The sequence below is a fragment of the Campylobacter sp. BCW_4341 genome, assembly GCF_001764255.1.
Lineage (GTDB): Bacteria > Campylobacterota > Campylobacteria > Campylobacterales > Campylobacteraceae > Campylobacter_D > Campylobacter_D jejuni.
This window is the reverse complement of record NZ_MKAH01000019.1, coordinates 13,430-31,574: the sequence shown is the minus strand read 5'-3', so window position 1 is coordinate 31,574 and position 18,145 is coordinate 13,430. Positions and strand designations below refer to the sequence as shown.

General features: G+C 28.6%; 22 protein-coding genes and 1 tRNA gene. 16 read left to right on the top strand and 7 right to left on the bottom strand.

Annotation, left to right across the window (positions count from 1 at the left end):
* Position 1 precedes the first annotated feature (1 nt).
* The 6 genes from AJN70_RS02965 to AJN70_RS02940 all read left to right on the top strand — a co-directional run bounded on the left by AJN70_RS02965 (position 2) and on the right by AJN70_RS02940 (position 4,789).
* Entirely contained in the window at positions 2-691 is a 690-nt protein-coding gene (locus tag AJN70_RS02965; RefSeq protein ID WP_070233482.1) for an NYN domain-containing protein, read from the top strand.
* Positions 675-2,045: a bifunctional ADP-dependent NAD(P)H-hydrate dehydratase/NAD(P)H-hydrate epimerase gene (locus tag AJN70_RS02960; RefSeq protein WP_070233483.1), complete on the top strand. Its 1,371-nt coding sequence runs from the start codon at positions 675-677 to the stop codon at positions 2,043-2,045. The genes AJN70_RS02965 and AJN70_RS02960 overlap by 17 nt, the downstream gene beginning before the upstream one ends.
* On the top strand, positions 2,036-2,602 hold the full coding sequence (gene purN / locus AJN70_RS02955; RefSeq protein WP_002866343.1) for a phosphoribosylglycinamide formyltransferase: 567 nt from the start codon (positions 2,036-2,038) through the stop codon (positions 2,600-2,602). The genes AJN70_RS02960 and purN overlap by 10 nt, the downstream gene beginning before the upstream one ends.
* A 71-nt stretch (positions 2,603-2,673) precedes the next feature.
* Positions 2,674-3,393: a TerC family protein gene (locus AJN70_RS02950; protein WP_002851673.1), complete on the top strand. Its 720-nt coding sequence runs from the start codon at positions 2,674-2,676 to the stop codon at positions 3,391-3,393.
* Positions 3,386-3,595: an alkylphosphonate utilization protein gene (locus AJN70_RS02945; RefSeq protein ID WP_002857271.1), complete on the top strand. Its 210-nt coding sequence runs from the start codon at positions 3,386-3,388 to the stop codon at positions 3,593-3,595. Before AJN70_RS02950 ends, AJN70_RS02945 begins: the two co-directional genes overlap by 8 nt.
* Positions 3,596-3,604: 9 nt before the next feature.
* Complete coding sequence (locus AJN70_RS02940; protein WP_070233484.1) at positions 3,605-4,789, top strand: metallophosphoesterase; 1,185 nt, start codon at positions 3,605-3,607, stop codon at positions 4,787-4,789.
* A gap of 12 nt (positions 4,790-4,801) precedes the next feature.
* Here the strand turns inward: AJN70_RS02940 and AJN70_RS02935 are convergent, their stop codons facing one another.
* Positions 4,802-6,160, bottom strand: coding sequence for a hemolysin family protein (locus AJN70_RS02935; RefSeq protein ID WP_070295480.1), 1,359 nt, complete (start codon positions 6,158-6,160; stop codon positions 4,802-4,804).
* Positions 6,161-6,258: 98 nt separating this feature from the next.
* Positions 6,259-7,458 (bottom strand): putative transporter, encoded by a 1,200-nt coding sequence (locus AJN70_RS02930; RefSeq protein ID WP_044779780.1) that lies wholly within the window; start codon positions 7,456-7,458, stop codon positions 6,259-6,261.
* Positions 7,459-7,651: 193 nt separating this feature from the next.
* On the opposite strand from AJN70_RS02930, the gene AJN70_RS02925 reads away from it, so the two are divergent.
* The 5 genes from AJN70_RS02925 to AJN70_RS02905 are packed head-to-tail and all read left to right on the top strand — an operon-like array spanning position 7,652 to position 12,532.
* A complete protein-coding gene (locus AJN70_RS02925) occupies positions 7,652-7,768 on the top strand; it encodes a hypothetical protein (RefSeq protein ID WP_011812694.1) in 117 nt (38 codons plus the stop codon).
* 10 nt (positions 7,769-7,778) lie between these two features.
* Positions 7,779-8,783, top strand: a complete 1,005-nt coding sequence (locus AJN70_RS02920; RefSeq protein WP_070295479.1) for a Fe(3+) ABC transporter substrate-binding protein — start codon at positions 7,779-7,781, stop codon at positions 8,781-8,783.
* Entirely contained in the window at positions 8,783-10,399 is a 1,617-nt protein-coding gene (locus AJN70_RS02915) for an ABC transporter permease (RefSeq protein WP_070295478.1), read from the top strand. The genes AJN70_RS02920 and AJN70_RS02915 overlap by 1 nt, the downstream gene beginning before the upstream one ends.
* Positions 10,383-11,291: an ABC transporter ATP-binding protein gene (locus tag AJN70_RS02910; protein ID WP_083262309.1), complete on the top strand. Its 909-nt coding sequence runs from the start codon at positions 10,383-10,385 to the stop codon at positions 11,289-11,291. Before AJN70_RS02915 ends, AJN70_RS02910 begins: the two co-directional genes overlap by 17 nt.
* Before the next feature lie 35 nt (positions 11,292-11,326).
* Positions 11,327-12,532 carry a saccharopine dehydrogenase family protein gene (locus AJN70_RS02905; RefSeq protein ID WP_070210603.1) on the top strand — a complete coding sequence of 402 codons (1,206 nt, stop codon included), beginning with the start codon at positions 11,327-11,329 and terminating at the stop codon, positions 12,530-12,532.
* 12 nt (positions 12,533-12,544) lie between these two features.
* Here AJN70_RS02905 and AJN70_RS09840 read toward each other — a convergent pair whose 3' ends face one another.
* The 3 genes from AJN70_RS09840 to sodB all read right to left on the bottom strand — a co-directional run bounded on the left by AJN70_RS09840 (position 12,545) and on the right by sodB (position 13,965).
* A complete protein-coding gene (locus tag AJN70_RS09840) occupies positions 12,545-12,907 on the bottom strand; it encodes a hypothetical protein (RefSeq protein WP_002870694.1) in 363 nt (120 codons plus the stop codon).
* A 125-nt stretch (positions 12,908-13,032) separates the two neighbouring features.
* Positions 13,033-13,233 carry a hypothetical protein gene (locus AJN70_RS09835; protein ID WP_052782227.1) on the bottom strand — a complete coding sequence of 67 codons (201 nt, stop codon included), beginning with the start codon at positions 13,231-13,233 and terminating at the stop codon, positions 13,033-13,035.
* Positions 13,234-13,302: 69 nt separating this feature from the next.
* A complete protein-coding gene (sodB, locus tag AJN70_RS02890) occupies positions 13,303-13,965 on the bottom strand; it encodes a superoxide dismutase [Fe] (RefSeq protein WP_070295476.1) in 663 nt (220 codons plus the stop codon).
* A 267-nt stretch (positions 13,966-14,232) separates the two neighbouring features.
* On the opposite strand from sodB, the gene AJN70_RS02885 reads away from it, so the two are divergent.
* A complete protein-coding gene (locus AJN70_RS02885) occupies positions 14,233-14,415 on the top strand; it encodes a hypothetical protein (RefSeq protein ID WP_070210602.1) in 183 nt (60 codons plus the stop codon).
* A 134-nt stretch (positions 14,416-14,549) separates the two neighbouring features.
* Here the strand turns inward: AJN70_RS02885 and AJN70_RS02880 are convergent.
* Positions 14,550-14,624: transfer RNA gene (locus tag AJN70_RS02880), tRNA-Glu, on the bottom strand.
* A gap of 147 nt (positions 14,625-14,771) precedes the next feature.
* Here AJN70_RS02880 and AJN70_RS02875 point away from each other — a divergent pair.
* Positions 14,772-15,335 carry a manganese efflux pump MntP family protein gene (locus AJN70_RS02875; protein ID WP_070210601.1) on the top strand — a complete coding sequence of 188 codons (564 nt, stop codon included), beginning with the start codon at positions 14,772-14,774 and terminating at the stop codon, positions 15,333-15,335.
* Here AJN70_RS02875 and miaA read toward each other — a convergent pair.
* Positions 15,321-16,190: a tRNA (adenosine(37)-N6)-dimethylallyltransferase MiaA gene (gene miaA / locus AJN70_RS02870; RefSeq protein WP_070210600.1), complete on the bottom strand. Its 870-nt coding sequence runs from the start codon at positions 16,188-16,190 to the stop codon at positions 15,321-15,323. The genes AJN70_RS02875 and miaA overlap by 15 nt on opposite strands.
* Positions 16,191-16,260: 70 nt before the next feature.
* On the opposite strand from miaA, the gene mqnP reads away from it, so the two are divergent.
* Genes mqnP through AJN70_RS02855 form a run of 3 tightly spaced genes read left to right on the top strand, consistent with a single transcriptional unit; the run spans position 16,261 to position 18,145 of the window.
* Positions 16,261-17,145: a menaquinone biosynthesis prenyltransferase MqnP gene (mqnP, locus tag AJN70_RS02865; protein WP_070210599.1), complete on the top strand. Its 885-nt coding sequence runs from the start codon at positions 16,261-16,263 to the stop codon at positions 17,143-17,145.
* Positions 17,136-17,633, top strand: a complete 498-nt coding sequence (locus AJN70_RS02860) for a hypothetical protein (RefSeq protein ID WP_002854663.1) — start codon at positions 17,136-17,138, stop codon at positions 17,631-17,633. The genes mqnP and AJN70_RS02860 overlap by 10 nt, the downstream gene beginning before the upstream one ends.
* The gene (locus tag AJN70_RS02855; protein WP_002882149.1) at positions 17,630-18,145 is read left to right on the top strand and encodes a DUF6115 domain-containing protein; all 516 of its coding nucleotides are present in this window, start codon (positions 17,630-17,632) and stop codon (positions 18,143-18,145) included. Before AJN70_RS02860 ends, AJN70_RS02855 begins: the two co-directional genes overlap by 4 nt.

Below are 18,145 nucleotides of genomic sequence, written 5' to 3'. Positions count from 1 at the left end.
AATGGAAAATAAAAGTATAGCTATCTTTATAGATGCAGAAAATATCCCTGCAAAATATGCTAAAAGTATTTTTGATATTGCTTCAGATTACGGAGAGGTTATCATTAAACGCATTTATGGAGACTGGACTCAAAAAAATATACAAGGTTGGAGAGAGCAAATTGCTGAATATTCTTTAATCGCTATGCAACAATTTAATTTTGCAGCCAATAAAAACTCAAGCGATATGTATTTAATCACTGAAATCATGTCTATATTTTATGAAAAAAACATAGATATTTTTGTTATTGTTTCAAGCGATAGTGATTATACTTCACTTATTCAAAAATTAAGAGAAAATAAAAAACAAGTTATAGGAATGGGGCTTGAAAAGTCTATAAAATCCTATGTAAATGCTTTTAGTGAATTTTTTTATTTAGATAAAGATAAAGAAGATATTTTAAGCAAGGATTATTTAAGAGCTTTAATCAATATCACCGAACAGCTCATCGATGAAAAGGGGCGTGCCGAATACGCACTAATACGCACTAATATGAACCGCAAATACTCGGATTTTCATCCGCAAAATTATGGTTTTAAGAATTTTCGTGCTTTGATCCAGAAATTTTTACCTAAAATGAAAAAATTTGAAGAAGAAAGAGAAAAAAATATATATTTTTTGGTGAAAAAAGATTATGAAAGCTATTATTGATAATATAAACATTTTAGAACAAAATACTATAAATAAAGGCTTAGATGAGCTTATTTTAATGGAAAATGCGGGATTAAATTTAGCCAAGCTGATTAAAAAAGAAGCTAAAAAAATCTGCATTCAACGCAAGATTAAAAAAGTAAAAATACTTTTTTTATTAGGCGGGGGTAACAACGCTTCAGATGGCTTGGTGGCTTTAAGAAATTTAAAACACGCTAAAGCTTATAAAATAGGATTTAAAGAAAATACGCTTTTTAAAAAACAAGAGCAAATTTTACAAAATTATGCTTTTAAATTTTGTAAAAAAGAACCCAATTTTAAAAAATTTCATATTATTATTGATTGTATTTTAGGTACAGGCTCAAATCGTTGTTTAGATGAAAAAACAAGTTTAATAATTCAAAAAGTTAATCAAAGCAAGGCTTTAAAAATAGCTTGTGATATGCCTACAAATTTGGGATTTTATCCTTGTTTTAAAGCTGATATTACACTTTGCATGGGAGCTTTAAAGGAAATTTTACTTGAAGATTTTGCTAAGGAATTTGTAGGAAGGATTAAAATAGCCAATTTAGGCATTAGCTCTAAGAAATTTTACCCTAATTCTCAAGCTTTTTTGCTTGAAAAAAAAGATTTAAAAACTATAGATAGAAAAATCAACACTAATAAAGGAAATTTTGGCCATATTTATATAGTTGCCAATGCAAGCGCTGGAACTTTAGCAGGACTTGGAGCCTTAAATTTTGGAGCAGGTCTTGTTTCTTTAGTAGCACAAAAAAGTTTCTCACCTCTTTTGATGTTAAAAGAAAAAATTGAAAATAATGCAAGTGCTATTGCTTTAGGTATGGGGCTTGAAAATTTGGATTTTCTAAAAGATGAAATTTTGCAAAACACTCCTTTGATCTTGGATGCAAACTGCTTTTTAAGTGAAGCTTTGCTTTGGTATTTAAACAGAAAAGATGTTGTTATAACCCCTCATCCAAAAGAATTTATAAAACTTTATAAAATGTGCTTTGATGAGGATTTAGATATAGAAGCATTGCAAAAAAATCGCTTTTTCTATGCTAGAAAATTTTCGCAAAATTATGATTGTGTTCTTGTTTTAAAAGGAGCAAATCCTATTATTGCGCAAAAAGAAAAATTATTTGTTGTAAATTTGGGAAATCAAGCCTTAGCTAAAGGTGGGAGTGGAGATGTTTTAAGTGGAATGATTGCTGCACATTTAGGTTTTGGTTTTAGTGCTTTAGAAGCAGCAAAAAATGCTACTTTAGCTCATGGGCTTGTTGCAAAAAAATATAAATTTAATAAAAATAGCTTTGACGCTTTAAAACTTATCAAAGGATTAAAATGCTTGTAAAATTAGCTGTACTTTTTAGCGGAAATGGAAGTAATTTAGAAAATATTTTAGAAAAACTTCATAAAAAAACCATAGGGGAAAATACCTATGAAGTAGTACTTTGCCTTTGCAATAAAAAAGATGCTTTTGGTATACAAAGGGCAAAAAAATTTGGTCTTGATACTGTCATTGTTGATCATAAGGCTTATAATACTCGTGAAGAATTTGATACGATTTTGGTACAAAAAATCAAAGAAAGTGGAGCAAATCTTACTGTATTAGCAGGTTTTATGAGAATTTTAAGTCCTGTTTTTACAAAAAATATTAAGGCAATTAACCTTCATCCTTCTTTATTACCCCTTTTTAAAGGAGCACATGCGATTAAAGAAAGTTATGAAAGTGATATGAAAGTGGCTGGTGTGAGTGTGCATTGGGTCAGTGAAGAACTTGATGGTGGAATGATTATAGCTCAAAAAGCTTTTGAAAAAAGAAATTTGAGTTTTGAAGAATTTGAAGAAAAAATTCATAGCCTAGAACATGAAATTTTACCCTTAAGTGTGATTGAAATTTTTTCTTAAAGAATTAAAGGTATTTGCTTTAAAACTATAAAATATCGCTTTAAAAAATTTTAAAATTTTCAAGGAAATTTATGTTTGAATGGATATTTAGTATTGATGCTTGGATTACTTTAGCTACTTTAAGTGCTCTTGAAATTGTACTAGGGATAGATAATATCATTTTTTTAGCTATTTTAGTAAGCAAACTACCCCCTGAACATCGTGATAAAGGACGTATCTTAGGTTTAGCTTTTGCAATGATTACAAGAATTTTACTTCTTTTATCTCTTTTTTGGGTGATGAAACTTGTAACACCTTTGTTTAGTGTATTGGGCAATGAAATTTCAGGAAGAGATCTAGTTCTTTTACTAGGTGGGCTTTTCTTGATTGTAAAGTCTATTAAAGAAATTAAAGAGCAAATTTCTCATCAAGAAGAAAGTCAAAGTCATTTTAAAGCAAGCAATAAACTTTGGATAGTTGTAGCTGAAATTGCTGTGATTGATATAGTATTTTCACTTGATAGTGTTATTACCGCAGTAGGAATTGCTCAAGATGTAACCATCATGATTATCGCTGTTATTATCGCAGTAGCTGTGATGCTTTTTGCTTCTAAACCTATAGCAGATTTTGTTGAAAAATATCCAAGCATTAAAATTTTAGCCTTAGCTTTTTTGGTGTTAATAGGCGTAGTTTTAGTTGCTGAAAGTTTTGATATTCATATTGATAAGGCATATATTTATACTGCTATGGCTTTTGCTTTAGTGGTGCAAATTTTAAATATTTTAGATCAAAGAAAGGAAAAAAATGGCTAAAGACGCTAATGGAACAGAACTTAACGCAGGTGATAGCGTGAGTGTAATAAAAGATCTTAAGGTTAAAGGTGCAAGTACAACTTTAAAACGTGGAACTACTATAAAAAATATTAAGCTCACTTCTAAAGAAGGTGAAATTGAGGCTAGAGTAGATAAATTTGGCGTTATTGTTTTAAAGACTGAATTTTTAAAGAAAATCTAGGCAAAGAATGTGCGAATCTTACTTGTTTTAAGAGGGAATTATTACGCAGGACAAGAAGAATTTATCAAAAATAATAAACTTCAAAATTATACACTTGATTTAAATGCTTTGCGTCTTTTATCAGGAAGCGTTAAAAATATAGTCAGTGAATATAAAATTTTAAATGTTAAAAATGATGAAGATTTGAGTAAAATTTTACTCAAACTTCTAGAAATGCGTATGCAAAAAGGTGAGTTTTGCATCATAAACGCTTACAATGAAACATTAAAAATTTACAAAGACTTAGCTAAACAATATCGCTATAAAATGTATGTTATTGTTTTTGATAGCTCTTTAAAACAATGTCAAGAAAAAAATCTTTTAGAAGCTAAAAAAAATGGATATATCATCCCTTATGCTCTTTTGGAAAAAACTCAAGATTTACTCAAAAAAAATCCAAAAAAATATCCAATTTTAGACTCAAATGACTGGAAAAAATGTCTTTACCAAATGCCAAATTTAAGTAAATATAAAAAAATTCATCATATAGGAGATTTACAAGGTTGTTATAGTGTTTTAAAAGAATACATTAAAACAATCAAAGAAGATGAATTTTATATATTTTTGGGAGATTATATCAACAGAGGTATAGAAAATGGCAAAGTAATAAAATTTCTTTTAAAAATTTGCGAAAAAGAAAATGTATGCTTATTAGAAGGAAATCACGAAAGACATCTTATAAAATGGGCTAATGGAGAATTGTCAAATTCCAAAGAATTTAATGAAAATACTTTAAAGGATTTTAGAAAAGAAAAACTTACTCCAAGAGATGCTAGAAAACTCTATCCTCATCTAAAAGAATGTTTATACTACAAATTCCAAAATAAATTCATATTTTGTTCACATGGAGGAGTAAATTTTATACCCTCCAAACCTGAAAAAATAAGCTTTATACCAAGCCATGATTTTATTTATGGTGTAGGTGGATATGAAGACAGTCAAAAAGTGGCAAATCAATTTTGTAATTTCACCTCGGACAATCTTTATCAAATCTTTGGACACAGAAATAAAGAAAAACTTCCTATGAAAATAGCCAAAAGGGTATTTTTATGCGAGGGTAAAATAGATGATGGTGGATATTTACGCGTAGTTACACTAGATAAAAAAGGTTTTGAGTGTATAGAAATTAAAAACCAAATTTACAAAAAGAAATAAGCCTAAAGAGACTTATTCTTCATCTTTATTGGTTTTTTTAACCACCTTAACACGCTCTATAGAATTCCCATTCATTTTTTTAACTTCATAGTAACAAAGTTCATCTTCAATGCGATCTCCTACCATAGGTAAGCGTCCTAAAAGATTAAATACATATCCACCTATAGTAACTTGTTCTAAATCCTCATCATAGTTTATTACAAGCATTTCTTCAACAGTTTCTATATCGCATCGTCCTTGAAATTCATAGATATTTTCAGCAAGTTTTTTATAGCTGTCTTCTTCATGCTCGCTTTTAATTTCACCAATAATTTCTTCCATGATATCTTCCATGGTTAAAATTCCAGCAGTTCCACCATACTCATCAACTACTAATGCAGTATGAGAGCGTTCTTTATTCATCATTACAAGTACTTTTGAAATGCTGATATTTTCAGGAACCAAAATCAAAGGTTTAACAAAAGTATCTAAATTTTGACTTTTATGGTTTAATTCATTTTGTATTATATCTCGTATGTGTATCATCCCTAAAATAGTATCTTTAGAACCGTCAATATAAGGAAAGCGAGTATGTTTATATTCACAAATGATTTGCATATTTTCTTCGTAACTTTTTTGTTTATTTAGACAAATCATATCTTTTCTAGGAGTCATAATCTCTTTAGCAACAGTATCTGAAAAATCAACAGCATTGCGTATGATCTCTGTTTCAAATTCATCTAAAACTCCACCTTTTTGACTCTCACTTGCTATGATTTTAATTTCTTCTTCGCTATGAGTTAGCTCGCTTTCTTTAGCAGGTTTTATTCCAAAAAGTTTCAAACTTATAGCTGCTAAAAAATCGAAAATTTTAATACAAGGCAAAAAGAGTATCCAAAACCAATGAAGAGGTCTAGCTATAAATAAAACCGCTTTATCTGCAACTGCAATAGCTATACTTTTTGGCACAAGTTCTCCTAAAACCACATGTAAAAGAGTAATAATACTAAAAGCAATAATAAAAGCTATAGTATGGATAATAACAGTGCTAAAACCAAGATTAATAAGCGGAATTTCTAGCATTTTTGCAATAGCAGGTTCACCTATCCAACCAAGAGCTAGAGAACTTAAAGTGATTCCTAATTGACAAGCACTAAGATAAGTATCGAGTCTTGAAGTAACCTCCAAAGCTTTCTTGGCACCAGCTTTTTTTTCTTTTACCATTTCTTCAAGCTTGGAACGACGTACTTTAACAATACTAAATTCAGACAAAACAAAAAAACCATTTAAAAACACTAGAGCAAGTGCAACAATAACCATAAGTATAGAATATCCTGCATCAAAAGATGCTGTAGAAGTTTGGTTTAAATCCAAAACCTGACTGGGGTCCAATGAAGCTCCTTAAGAAATAAAATATTATTAAACCTTATTATACACAATTAAAAGTAAATTTAATATTTGAATTTTTTCTTGTATTTTATAAGAAAAAACTAAGACTTATAAGAAATATTTTTCTCAAATTCTTTTAAACGCTTATATATGCTCCTAAGTTGAGTGATAGTTGTCCAGTTTGTGATAAAAACACTAAAAGAGCTTCGTACTTGATCAAAAGCATTGTTAATCTGCATTACAATACCAAGTCCTATAGCTCCAGCAAAAAGCCCTGGTGCCATGATTAAAAATGGCACTATAACTATCATTTGCTCAAATAAAATGAGCCAAATATTAAAATATCCATAATGTAAAAAAAGTCTTTTATAGTTAAATTTAAGCCCTGTAAAAAGCTCTATCATAGTCTCATTTTTAGCGTATTCTTTGCGATTATCCTCAGCATAAACAAGCTCTTTTCTAAAAGCTGCTTCAGCTTTTTGATTGTTATATTCAAGTCCAGGAAGCTTAATACCTACAAACCATGACACAACCAAGCCTCCTAAAGAAATCAAAAGTGCAATATAAACAAGCAAACCATCAATGTTTTTTAAAAAATAAAAAGAAGAATTTTCGCTTAAATTTGCAAATAAAGCTTTACTCACAACATCACTTAAACTCCATAAAATCGGAATAAATGCTACAAGGGTCATCAAAGCTTTTATAAAACTAAGTCCTAAACTCTCTACGATTTTGGAAAAATTATAAGTATCTTCTTGAATTCTTTGCGAACTTCCTTCTATATTGTCATCTTTATTTTTCCAAAATTTCAAATAAGAAAAAGTCATAGCCTCACGCCACTTAAAAGCATAGACGCTAGCAAAATAGATATTAATCGTAGCGATTAAAACATAAGGAATAGCAATAGCCAAAAAAACTAAAATCAAAGCATAAAAATCATTTGCTGAATAATTTGGCTTTTCAATCATAGCCCTAGAGTTGAAAAAATATTCTAATAAATTTTGATAATAATACAATGCGCCTTTATTGATAAAATTAGCTTTTTGGAAATTTTGCTCAGCTCTTTGATTAGCCTCTTGGATTAAAGTGGCATTATTTTCGAAACTAGTGTCTATTTTTTGTGTTAAATTTGAATCTAAAATTTCTATTTTAGGTTTTTGCAAGACATTATAAAAATCACTATACCATGAATTTATAGCAACATTAAGACTTGTTTGAATAAAAAGAAAAAATAAGAGTAAAAAAAGTCCTAAATAAGCCCATAAAGCCCATTTTTTACTTGCAAAAAATGAAGAAAACATGCTACCACCTTTTAAAAGAAAAATTTTAATCAACTTTATTTAATCAAGAGTTTATTAAAAATCATAAATTTATCAATATATGTGTCAAAAATAAACCTCTTTATTCTTTAAAGAAATATAAAAATATAAATATTACGTCATATTTACTTTTTAATATTAATATTTCTTATCAAAATATCTAAAAAAGGAATTAATGTCTATGAAAAAAATAATTTTATTTTTATTATGCGTTGGCTTTGCTTTTGCTTGCTCTGAACATTCTCATACCGATTTTAAAGATCTTAATAAAACCGAGTATAATTCTCAATAAGGGATAAAATATGAAAAAAATCTTCTTTATGTTTTTAACAGCTGTTTCATTTTTAGGTGCTAGTGAGCTTAATATTTACTCAGCAAGACATTATGATGCTGATTTTGAAATCATCAAAAAATTCGAAGAAAAAACAGGTATTAAGGTCAATCATACTCAAGCTAAAGCTTCAGAACTTATTAAAAGGCTTTCTCTTGAAGGAAGTAATTCCCCTGCTGATATTTTCATCACAGCTGATATTTCAAATCTTACAGAAGCTAAAAATTTAGGACTTTTATCTCCTGTTTCATCAAAATATTTAGAAGAATTTATACCTGCTCATTTAAGAGATAAGGATAAAGAATGGTTTGCGATCACAAAAAGAGCAAGAATTATTGCTTACAACAAAAACGCAAATATCGATATTAGCAAAATGAAAAATTATGAAGATTTAGCAAGAGCTGAATTTAAAGGAGAAATTGTTATGAGAAGTGCTACAGCTCCTTATAGCAAAACTCTTTTAGCATCTATTATAGCTAATGATGGAAATAAAGAGGCTAAAGCATGGGCTAAAGGTGTGCTTGATAATCTTGCGACAAATCCAAAGGGTGGAGATAGAGATCAAGCCAGACAAGTATTTGCAGGTGAAGCTAAATTTGCAGTTATGAATACTTATTATATAGGGCTTTTAAAGAATTCTAAAAATCCAAAAGATGTAGAAGTGGGGAATTCTTTGGGTATTATTTTTCCTAATCAAGACAATAGAGGAACGCATATTAACATTAGCGGTATTGCTATGACAAAATCAAGTAAAAATCAAGATGCGGCTAAAAAATTTATGGAATTTATGTTAAGTCCTGAAATTCAAAAAATTCTTACTGATAGTAATTATGAATTTCCTATAAGAAATGATGTAGAATTAAGCCAAACGGTAAAAGATTTTGGAACTTTCAAAGAAGATCAAATCCCTGTGAGTAAGATAGCAGAAAATATTAAAGAAGCGGTTAAAATTTACGATGAAGTCGGTTTTAGATAATGTATAAAACCCTAAAATACTATAAACTCGGGGCAATTTTACTTGCCCTTTTTCTTGCTTTACCTATTTTTGGTATTTTTGCTGAACTTTTTTATATTTTATTTCAAAATTTTAATACAAGTAATTTAACCCAATTTTCATCTATTAAAGAAAATTTGAGTCATTTTTTTGATTATTTATTTTTAAAATTCATCAAAGATACTTTTATAATTAGCGTGGGAGTATTGTGTGTAAGCTTGATTTTGGGTGTGAGTTCTGCTTATTTGATCGCAAATTATGATTTTTATTTCTGTAAAATTTTACAAAAATTACTCATTTTACCCTTAGCCATACCTGCTTATATTTTAGCCTTTGTTTATGTGGGAATTATGGATTTTCAAGGATTTTTTCACGAAAATTTTGGCTTTAGGATAGATTTTTTCAATCATTATGGTGTTATTTTTGTTTTGGCTATTTCTTTATATCCTTATATTTATTTATTTGCTAAAACAGCTTTTAAAAGTGAAGCTAAAGAGGCTTATGAAGTAGCTAAAATCATGAAATATTCTGAATTTAGATTTTTTACACGCGTGGCACTTTTGAGTGCAAGACCTGCCATTTTTTCTGGAGCTTTATTGGTTTTAATGGAAACTTTGAGTGATTATGGTGCAAGTGCTTATTTGGGAGTGGATACTTTTTCGGCTGGAATTTTTAAACTCTGGTATGATTTGAATGATTCTTATTCTTCTAGTGTTTTATCGGGTATTTTAATGCTTTTTGTATTTTTGATTATGTATGTGGATTATTATTATAAAAATAAACATCATTATAGTTTTAATCAAAATTTAACTCTTTTTATCAAAAAAAGAAAATTAAATCCTATTAAACAAATTCTATCCTGTATTTATTGTTTTATGATTGCTTTTGTAGGTTTTATTTTACCTTTTATTTGGCTAGTTTATTGGGGACTAAAAGATCATAAGCTTTTTGAATCGCAATTTTATATTATCAGTTTTCAAACTATAATCTTAGCTTTAATCACTGCTTTAATTACCACTTTTTTAGCTTATTTTTTGATGTTTAGTTCTAGGATAGTTAAGAATCATTTTTTTAATTTATTTATTTTAAAAATAAGTTCTTTGGGTTATTCTATACCTGCTGCTGCTTTAGGGATTAGCATTATAGTGCTTTTTGTATTTTTGGATAAATTTTTTCACATGAGTTTATTGGGAAATTCTTTACTTGTTCTTGTTTTTGCTTATATAATTCGTTTTTTAGCGAGTGCAATTTATTCTTTAGAGGGAGGATATAATAAAATTCATCTAAATATTGATGAGGCAAGTTTAAATTTAAGAGCGAGTTATTTTATTTTATTTTTTAAAATTCACACACCTTTAATGAAACATTTTTTATTTTTAGCTTTTATTATTGTTTTTATTGATACGATTAAAGAACTTCCTTTAAGTAGAATTTTAGCACCTTTTGGTTTTGAAACTTTAAGTGTTAAAGCTTTCTGGTTCGCAAGTGATGAAAGAATTTATGATGCAGCTTTGCCTTCCTTGTTTATCGTTTTTCTTTCTTTAATGGTTGTTGTTTGGATGGATAAAATCACAAGGAAAGATGATGTTAGAAATTAAAAATTTATCTAAAAATTTTGGAAAAATACAAGCTTTAGAAAATATCAATCTTCATGTCAAAGAAGGAGAATTTTTGAGTATTTTAGGAGGTAGTGGAAGTGGAAAAAGCACACTTTTAAGGATTGTTGCTAAGCTTGAACAAGCTAGTTCTTATGATTTGTTTTCTTGCAAAGGTGAAGTGGCTTTGATGTTTCAAAATTATGCTTTATTTCCTCATTTAAATGTTGAGAAAAACATACTTTTTGCACTTTATGATAAAAAAGATAAAAATCAAATTTTAAATCATTTGCTTAAAACTTTTGAAATTGAAGATTTACGATATAAAAAAATCGATGAAATTTCAGGAGGGCAAGCGCAAAGAGTGGCTTTTGCTAGAGCTATAGCAAGAGGATGTAAGCTTTTGCTCTTAGATGAACCTTTTTCTAATTTGGATCAAAATTTAAAACAGGATTTAAGAAGAGAATTAAAAAAAATGATAGAAAATCAAGGCATTACGGCTATTATGGTAACTCATGATATTGAAGATGCTTATTGTATATCTGATCAAATCGCTTTTTTAGAAAAAGGAAAAATTTTAGCTCATGCAAATCCTAAAGAGCTTTATTTTAAGCCTGATTTTAAAAGTGCGCAAATTTTACCTGATTTAAATATCATAGAAGAAAAACTTGATTTAGAAGATGAATTTTTTGCTTGGATAGCTTCAAAAAATTATATTTTTGGTTATGCAGAGCTTAAAATAGGAAATCGCTTTGAGGCTAAAATTTTACAAAAAGAATTTTTAGGGGCTTTTTATAGAATTAAGTTAAGATATAAAAATATAGAATTTTTTATGTTATTAAGCTCAAATTATAACTTAGAAGAAAAAATAAATTTTGATATTATCAATTTTTAGTTAAAATTCCTAAAAATCTTTTAAGGACAAATTTCATGAAAAATCTTTTAATCATAGGCGCAGGTGGAGTAAGTCGTGTGGCTACTGTAAAATGCGCAATGAATTCTGATACTTTTAGCAAAATCACTTTAGCTAGTAGAACAAAAAGCAAATGTGATGAAATCGCTGCTTTTATCAAAGAGCGTTTAGGGGTTCAAATCGAAACAGCGCAAATTGATGCTGATGATAGCAATGCGGTTGTAGAACTTATCAAGAAAACAGGAGCACAAATTTTACTCAATGTTGCTTTGCCTTATCAAGATTTGAGTTTAATGGATGCTTGTATAAAAGCAAGGATTGATTATGTAGATACGGCAAATTATGAACATCCTGATTTAGCTAAATTTGAATACAAAGAGCAATGGGCAAGAAATGATGAGTTTAAACAAGCAGAAATTTTAGGACTTTTAGGAAGTGGATTTGATCCTGGTGTAACTAATGTTTTTTGTGCTTATGCACAGCAAAATTTATTTGATGAAATTTCTTATATAGATATTTTAGATTGCAATGCAGGTGATCATGGCTATGCTTTTGCGACGAATTTTAACCCTGAAATCAATCTGCGTGAGGTTTCTGCTAAAGGGCGTTATTGGGAAAATGGCAAGTGGATAGAAACAGAGCCGATGGAAATAAAAATACAGTGGGATTATCCAGAAGTAGGTGTGAAAGATAGCTATTTGCTTTATCATGAAGAACTTGAAAGCTTGGTAAAAAATATCAAAGGTTTAAAAAGAATACGCTTTTTTATGACCTTTGGACAAAGTTATTTAACTCACATGAAATGTCTCGAAAATGTTGGAATGCTAGGGATTAAACCTGTGATGCACCAAGGAAAAGAAATCATTCCTATAGAATTTTTAAAAACCTTGCTTCCCGATCCTGCGAGTTTGGGGCCACGTACTAAAGGTTATACCAATATAGGTTGCGTAATTCGTGGTAAAAAAGATGGAAAAGATAAGCAAGTTTATATTTATAATGTTTGTAATCATGAAGAATGCTACAAAGAAACTGGCGCACAAGCTGTAAGCTATACTACAGGTGTTCCTGCTATGATAGGCACGAAATTAGTCGCTAAAGGAATTTGGCAAGGAAAAGGCGTATTTAATATGGAAGAATTTGACTCTAAGCCTTTTATGGAAGAGCTGAATTCTCAAGGACTTCCTTGGAAGATTATCGAAATGACTCCAAGTTTAGGAGAGTAAGTGCTTTAGCACTTACTTTTGTCCTATATAAATAAAGTGCTCCACACTGCCTTCAAAATTATACAGATTAATTAATTCATAATCTCCCCAAAATAAAGGTTTAAAAGGCTTAAAATCTTCTTTTAATTCTTCTATGTCTTTAGTAAAGCGTATATATGAAGAACCGCTCAATCTACCACTTGGACATCCTTTTACTTCACGTAATCCATTATCCATAAGTTCTCCTCTTTCATACATACTATAGCCTTTATCACTCATCATAGTTGCAAATATAATAGCTCCTTCATTGCATAATTCATAAAATTCTTGCACAGCTTCTTTAAAAGCTTGCTTTGTAAGATAATATAAGCTTTGATTTGCAAATATAAAATCCATTTTTGTATTGAAGAGTTTTTTAAAGCTAGAATTAGGAGATATGATGTGAAAATTTTTAGAATCTAAGCAAGGATCTTTTTCCCAAAACTTTTTTAAACTAGGAACTATATCAATACCATAAGGCTCTATACCCCCCCCGTTATATTTTTAAAATACTTAGAATGCACTCCATTTCCACAACCAAAATCAAGTAATTTTCCACTTGTTTTACTTAGTTTGTATTTTAAGATTCTCTCGTAAAATCTTATAACATGACCATCAGGATATTGAAGTCCATAACCTTCTTTGTCATATTTTTGAGTATATGCAGATAAGGAATTATCCATTTTTTGCTCCTTTTCGTATAGAATTTTGACATTAAGCCAAAATTCATTCTAACACAAAAAGGATTAAAATTATTTTAAAGGGTGAAGTTCATTTGCATAAAAACTAACTGATCCCATACCTTCTTTTAAAGCCCATTCATAAGCTTTTGCAACAAATTCCCAATTGATATGAGCATAGAATTTCTCTAAATAAGCAGGGCGTGCATTACGATGATCTACATAATAAGCATGTTCCCAAACATCTACAACAAGTAAAGGAACTTTATCTTCAGTAATCGGTGTAGCTGCGTTTGAAGTGCCTACAAATTCTAGTTTTTGATTTTTAGTATTATAAACTAACCAAAACCATCCTGAACCAAAAACTCCTGTAGCACCTTTGATGAATTCAGCTTTGAAATTTTCTAAAGATCCAAATTCTTTTTCTAGTGCCGCTTGTAAATTAGCATCTATACTTTGACATGAACCGCCACAACCACAGCCTGTACTTGGCTTAATGCAATCAAAATAAAAATCATGATTATAAACTTGAGCTGCGTTATTAAATACGCCCCCATTTGAAGTTTTGATAATACTTACAAGATCTTTACCTGCAAATTCAGTATCTTTAATAAGATTATTTAGATTTGTAACATAAGTATTGTGATGTTTTCCATGATGATAGCTAAAAGTTTCAGCACTCAAAAAATCACCAAAAGCATTGGTATCATAAGGTAATTTTCTTAATTCAAACATAATTTCTCCTTTATTTTTAGTTTGATATTGAAAATATTACCATAATAATATTAAAAAGAGTAAAAATATCTTAAAAGCTTAGTGGGTAAAATTTCTATTTATTTAATCTAAATAAAATAAGATATATTTATAATATATTTTAATAATAATTTAAATGTATATAAAAAATTATATTTTTTTGAAATATTTTTACAAAAAATATCTATTTGTTGGTTTTTAATAATTACAATTAATTTGCAACTAAAAATTATTCATAAGGAGGAAAATATGAAAAAAGTTGTACTAATCTCAGCATTACTAGGTGCTCTCGTAGCTAATGTTTTTGCAGCTAATACTCCAAGCGATGTGAATCAAACACATACAAAAGCTCATCATTCAAAAGCTAAAGCTGATAAAAAACATGAAGCTAAAACTCACAAAAAAACAAAAGAGCAAACACCAGCTCAATAATGCCCAGCCTTGATATAAGTCTATAATAGACTTATATCAAAAGCTATCCGTATTCTACAAAATAAATTATTAATATTTATTAAATTTTAATAGAAAAATGAAAAAATAGTTATTTTAAAAGAAAAATTAAAAAGTGGTGACCCATACGAGACTCGAACTCGTGTTACCGCCGTGAAAGGGCGATGTCCTAACCGCTAGACGAATGGGCCACTTTTAAGGAGTAAAAAATAAAAATGAAATTGAATTATATATATTTATTTCTTAAAATTTAATTAAATATATCAAAATTATGTGATTTTTATCTTTGTTTGATTATAATTTCATCTTCAATTTTTTATAAAATTTTAGGATTTATTATGGATTTTTATAGTCTTATTTTTTTATCCTGTGCTTTAGGAATGGATGCTTTTGCTGTATCACTATGCAAAGGTTTTAGTGTTAAAAAACTACATTTAAAACATTATCTTATTGTTGGAATTTATTTTGGTGGATTTCAAGCCTTGATGCCAACTATTGGTTATTTTATAGGTATAACTTTTGCATCTTTTATTGCGAGTATTGATCATTGGATAGCTTTTATTTTACTTTCTTTAATAGGATTAAAAATGATCAAAGAGTCATTGGAAAATGAAAATTGCGATAGTAATGCCAACCAATTTGGCTTTAAAACCATGCTAGCTTTAGCAATTGCTACGAGTATCGATGCACTAGCAGTTGGTGTGAGTTTTGCATTTTTAAATGTAAATTTATTATTAGCCATATTTTTAATAGGTATTATTACCTTCATTTTATGTATCATTGCTCTAAAAATAGGAAATAAATTTGGAATTTATCTTAAAAATAAAGCTGAACTTTTAGGCGGATTGGTTTTAATTATATTAGGAGTAAAAATTCTAGTAGAACATTTATTTTTCGATTGAAAATTTCATTCTTAAAGTAGCTAAAGCTTTATCAAATTCCAAGGCTTTACTTTGAAATTTTTTATTAAAAGTTCTTTGTCTTTTGGCAAGTTGCGTAGTATGTATCGAGATTAAATTTTCAAGCTCTTTAAAGGAAATTTCTCCATCTAAATATTCTTTACACTCTTTCAAACCTATAGAATTTAATGCTTTAAGCTTATGATCAAATTTAGAAAAAAGAATTTTTGCTTCATCTAAAAGTCCATTATCAAGCATTTCTTTTGTTCTAGTTTGAATACGTTTTTTTAAAATTTCTTTATCCCACTCAAGCTCATAAATTTCTATATCTTTAAGCACCCCAGTTTTTTGTGTTCTTTTTAAAAATTCACTAGGAATTTCTCTTGTTTGCTCATAAATACCCAGCCATTTTTTTAATCTATAAGTATCATTTTTTTCTATTTTATAGTTTGGATCAATATTTAATAAAAGAGCATAAATTTCATCATTATTTAAAGAACTCTTTGACTCTAAGGTTTTTTCACTCAAACCATCTATCATAGTTTTTAAATAAAATCCAGTTCCACCTACTATAATTAGAGGTAAATTTCTAGCTAAAGCAAATTCTTTTGCTTTTTGATATTCTCTTATGAATAGCTCAACATTAAAATGTTCATTCACACTCAATAAATTTACCCCAAAGTATTTTATACTCGCAAGATCATCTTGCGAAGGCTTGGCACTTGCTATATTAATTTCTTTATAAACACAAAGACTATCAAGACTTAAAACAACAGCATCAAATTCTCTTGCTAAAGTATTAGCTATGTATGTTTTTCCACTCGCGGTTGTTCCTATTAATGCTATTTCAAAAAACATTTTAATATTTATCCTAAAATTTATAAAAATTTTAGTAAAATCATAGCAAAAAATATTTTAAAGTAGAAAAATGAACACATTCTGGATAAAATTTAAAGATATTTTAGAACTTGTAGTATTTAAACATTCTATTTTTGCTTTGCCTTTTTTATTTTCCTCTATGATTGTAGCATCAAAACTTGCAAATGACACTGCTTGGTTTGGTTTTAAGGCATTGATTTTAGGTATTATTTGTGTGGTAAGTGCAAGAAATTTTGCCATGGCTACAAATCGTTTAATGGATGAAGATATAGATAAGGATAATCCTCGTTGTGCAAATCGCCCTAATGTCAGTGGAAAAATAGGTAGAAAAAGTGTATGGATTTTTATTATTATTAATGCACTTATTTTTATATCATGTTCTTATTTTATTAATACCTTGGCCTTTTATTTGTCTTTTCCTGTGCTTTTTGTATTGGCTATTTATTCAGCTTTTAAGCGCTTTAGTTCTTTAGCGCATTTAGTTTTAGGATTTTGTTTAGGACTTGCGCCTATTGCAGGAAGTGTTATAATTATGGGTGAAATTCACATTTATAGCGTTATTTTATGTTTAGGTGTAACTTTTTGGACAGCTGGGTTTGATCTGCTTTATTCTTTGCAAGATATGGAGTATGATAAAAAAGTAGGACTTCACTCTATTCCTGCTAAATTTGGCTCAAAGGCTACTTTATTTATATCAGCTTTTTGTCATATTTTAGCGGTATTATTTTGGCTTCTTTTTGTATGGGAAGTTTGGGGTATAGCACTTGGAAAAATAGCACTTATTGGGGTAATTATAAGCGGTATTATTTTAGCCTTGGAACATAAAATTGTTCACAAGAATTTTGCTCATATTGATAGAGCATTTTTTACTCTAAATGGTTATTTAAGTATTATCTTTTTTATTTTTATTTGGATTGATTTATTATGGAATTAACACTTTTTAAAGCAGGATTTGAAGCTCATTTAGAATGTTGTGAAATAGAAAATAACCGTTTTCTTGGAGAATACCTAAAACTTGGAGCAATTTCTCAAATTTTAAAATGGAAAAAACTTGCTTTACGCATTGATTTTGATGAGGGTGAAAAAATTATTTTTGATCTTCTTTTAAGTCTAAAAGAAGATATTTTAAGGCTTGAAAATTCTTTAGATAAAAATAAAGAACTTATACCACTTAAGCAAAAAGGGGTAATAGAATCTTTAAATTTTGAATATCTAAATTTTTTGGATACTATTTTAGAAGAAGATAAAGAATATTATTTAAGATTTGATTTAAATAATCAAAAAATAGCTATTTTTATCAAAGCTCAAAGTCAAACATTGGCAAAAATTATCAAAATTAAGCCTGAAGACAAAATGGCTTTTGATGCTTTTGTTGTTGAAATTCAAAGAAATATGATAAGAAATAAGAAAGGCCAAGAATGAGTGATGATGTACTTTATTTAGTTTTTATAATTGTGCTTTTAATTGCAATGCTAGCCTATATGAATATCAAAGAAAGAGAAAATAATGCAAAAATAGCAAAACTTCAAAATGTGATAGAAGATATTACCAAAGAACTTCATTATTTTCGTAAAGAATTAGGAGTTAAAGATGATAGCGAAGAGGATGAAGACTATAAAACCTCTCTTTTAAAAGAAGAAATTATGATTGAACTTGATAAACAAATCAGTTCAAAAATCACTCCTGTTTTAAGAACACTAAAAACTATGGAACATATCATAGAAGATTTTCAAAATGAACAACAAAATCGTCTTTTAAATTTGGAACAAAAAGCACAAAGCATGGCTAAACTTACTCCAAATTACGATACAGAAGAACAAAAAATAGAAAATCTTTTCAAAGAAGGAAAAAGCATAGAACAAATCGCTAAAGATTTACGCATTGGCATTGGAAATGTAGAACTTGTCTTAAAATTTAAGAAATTAATAAAATAG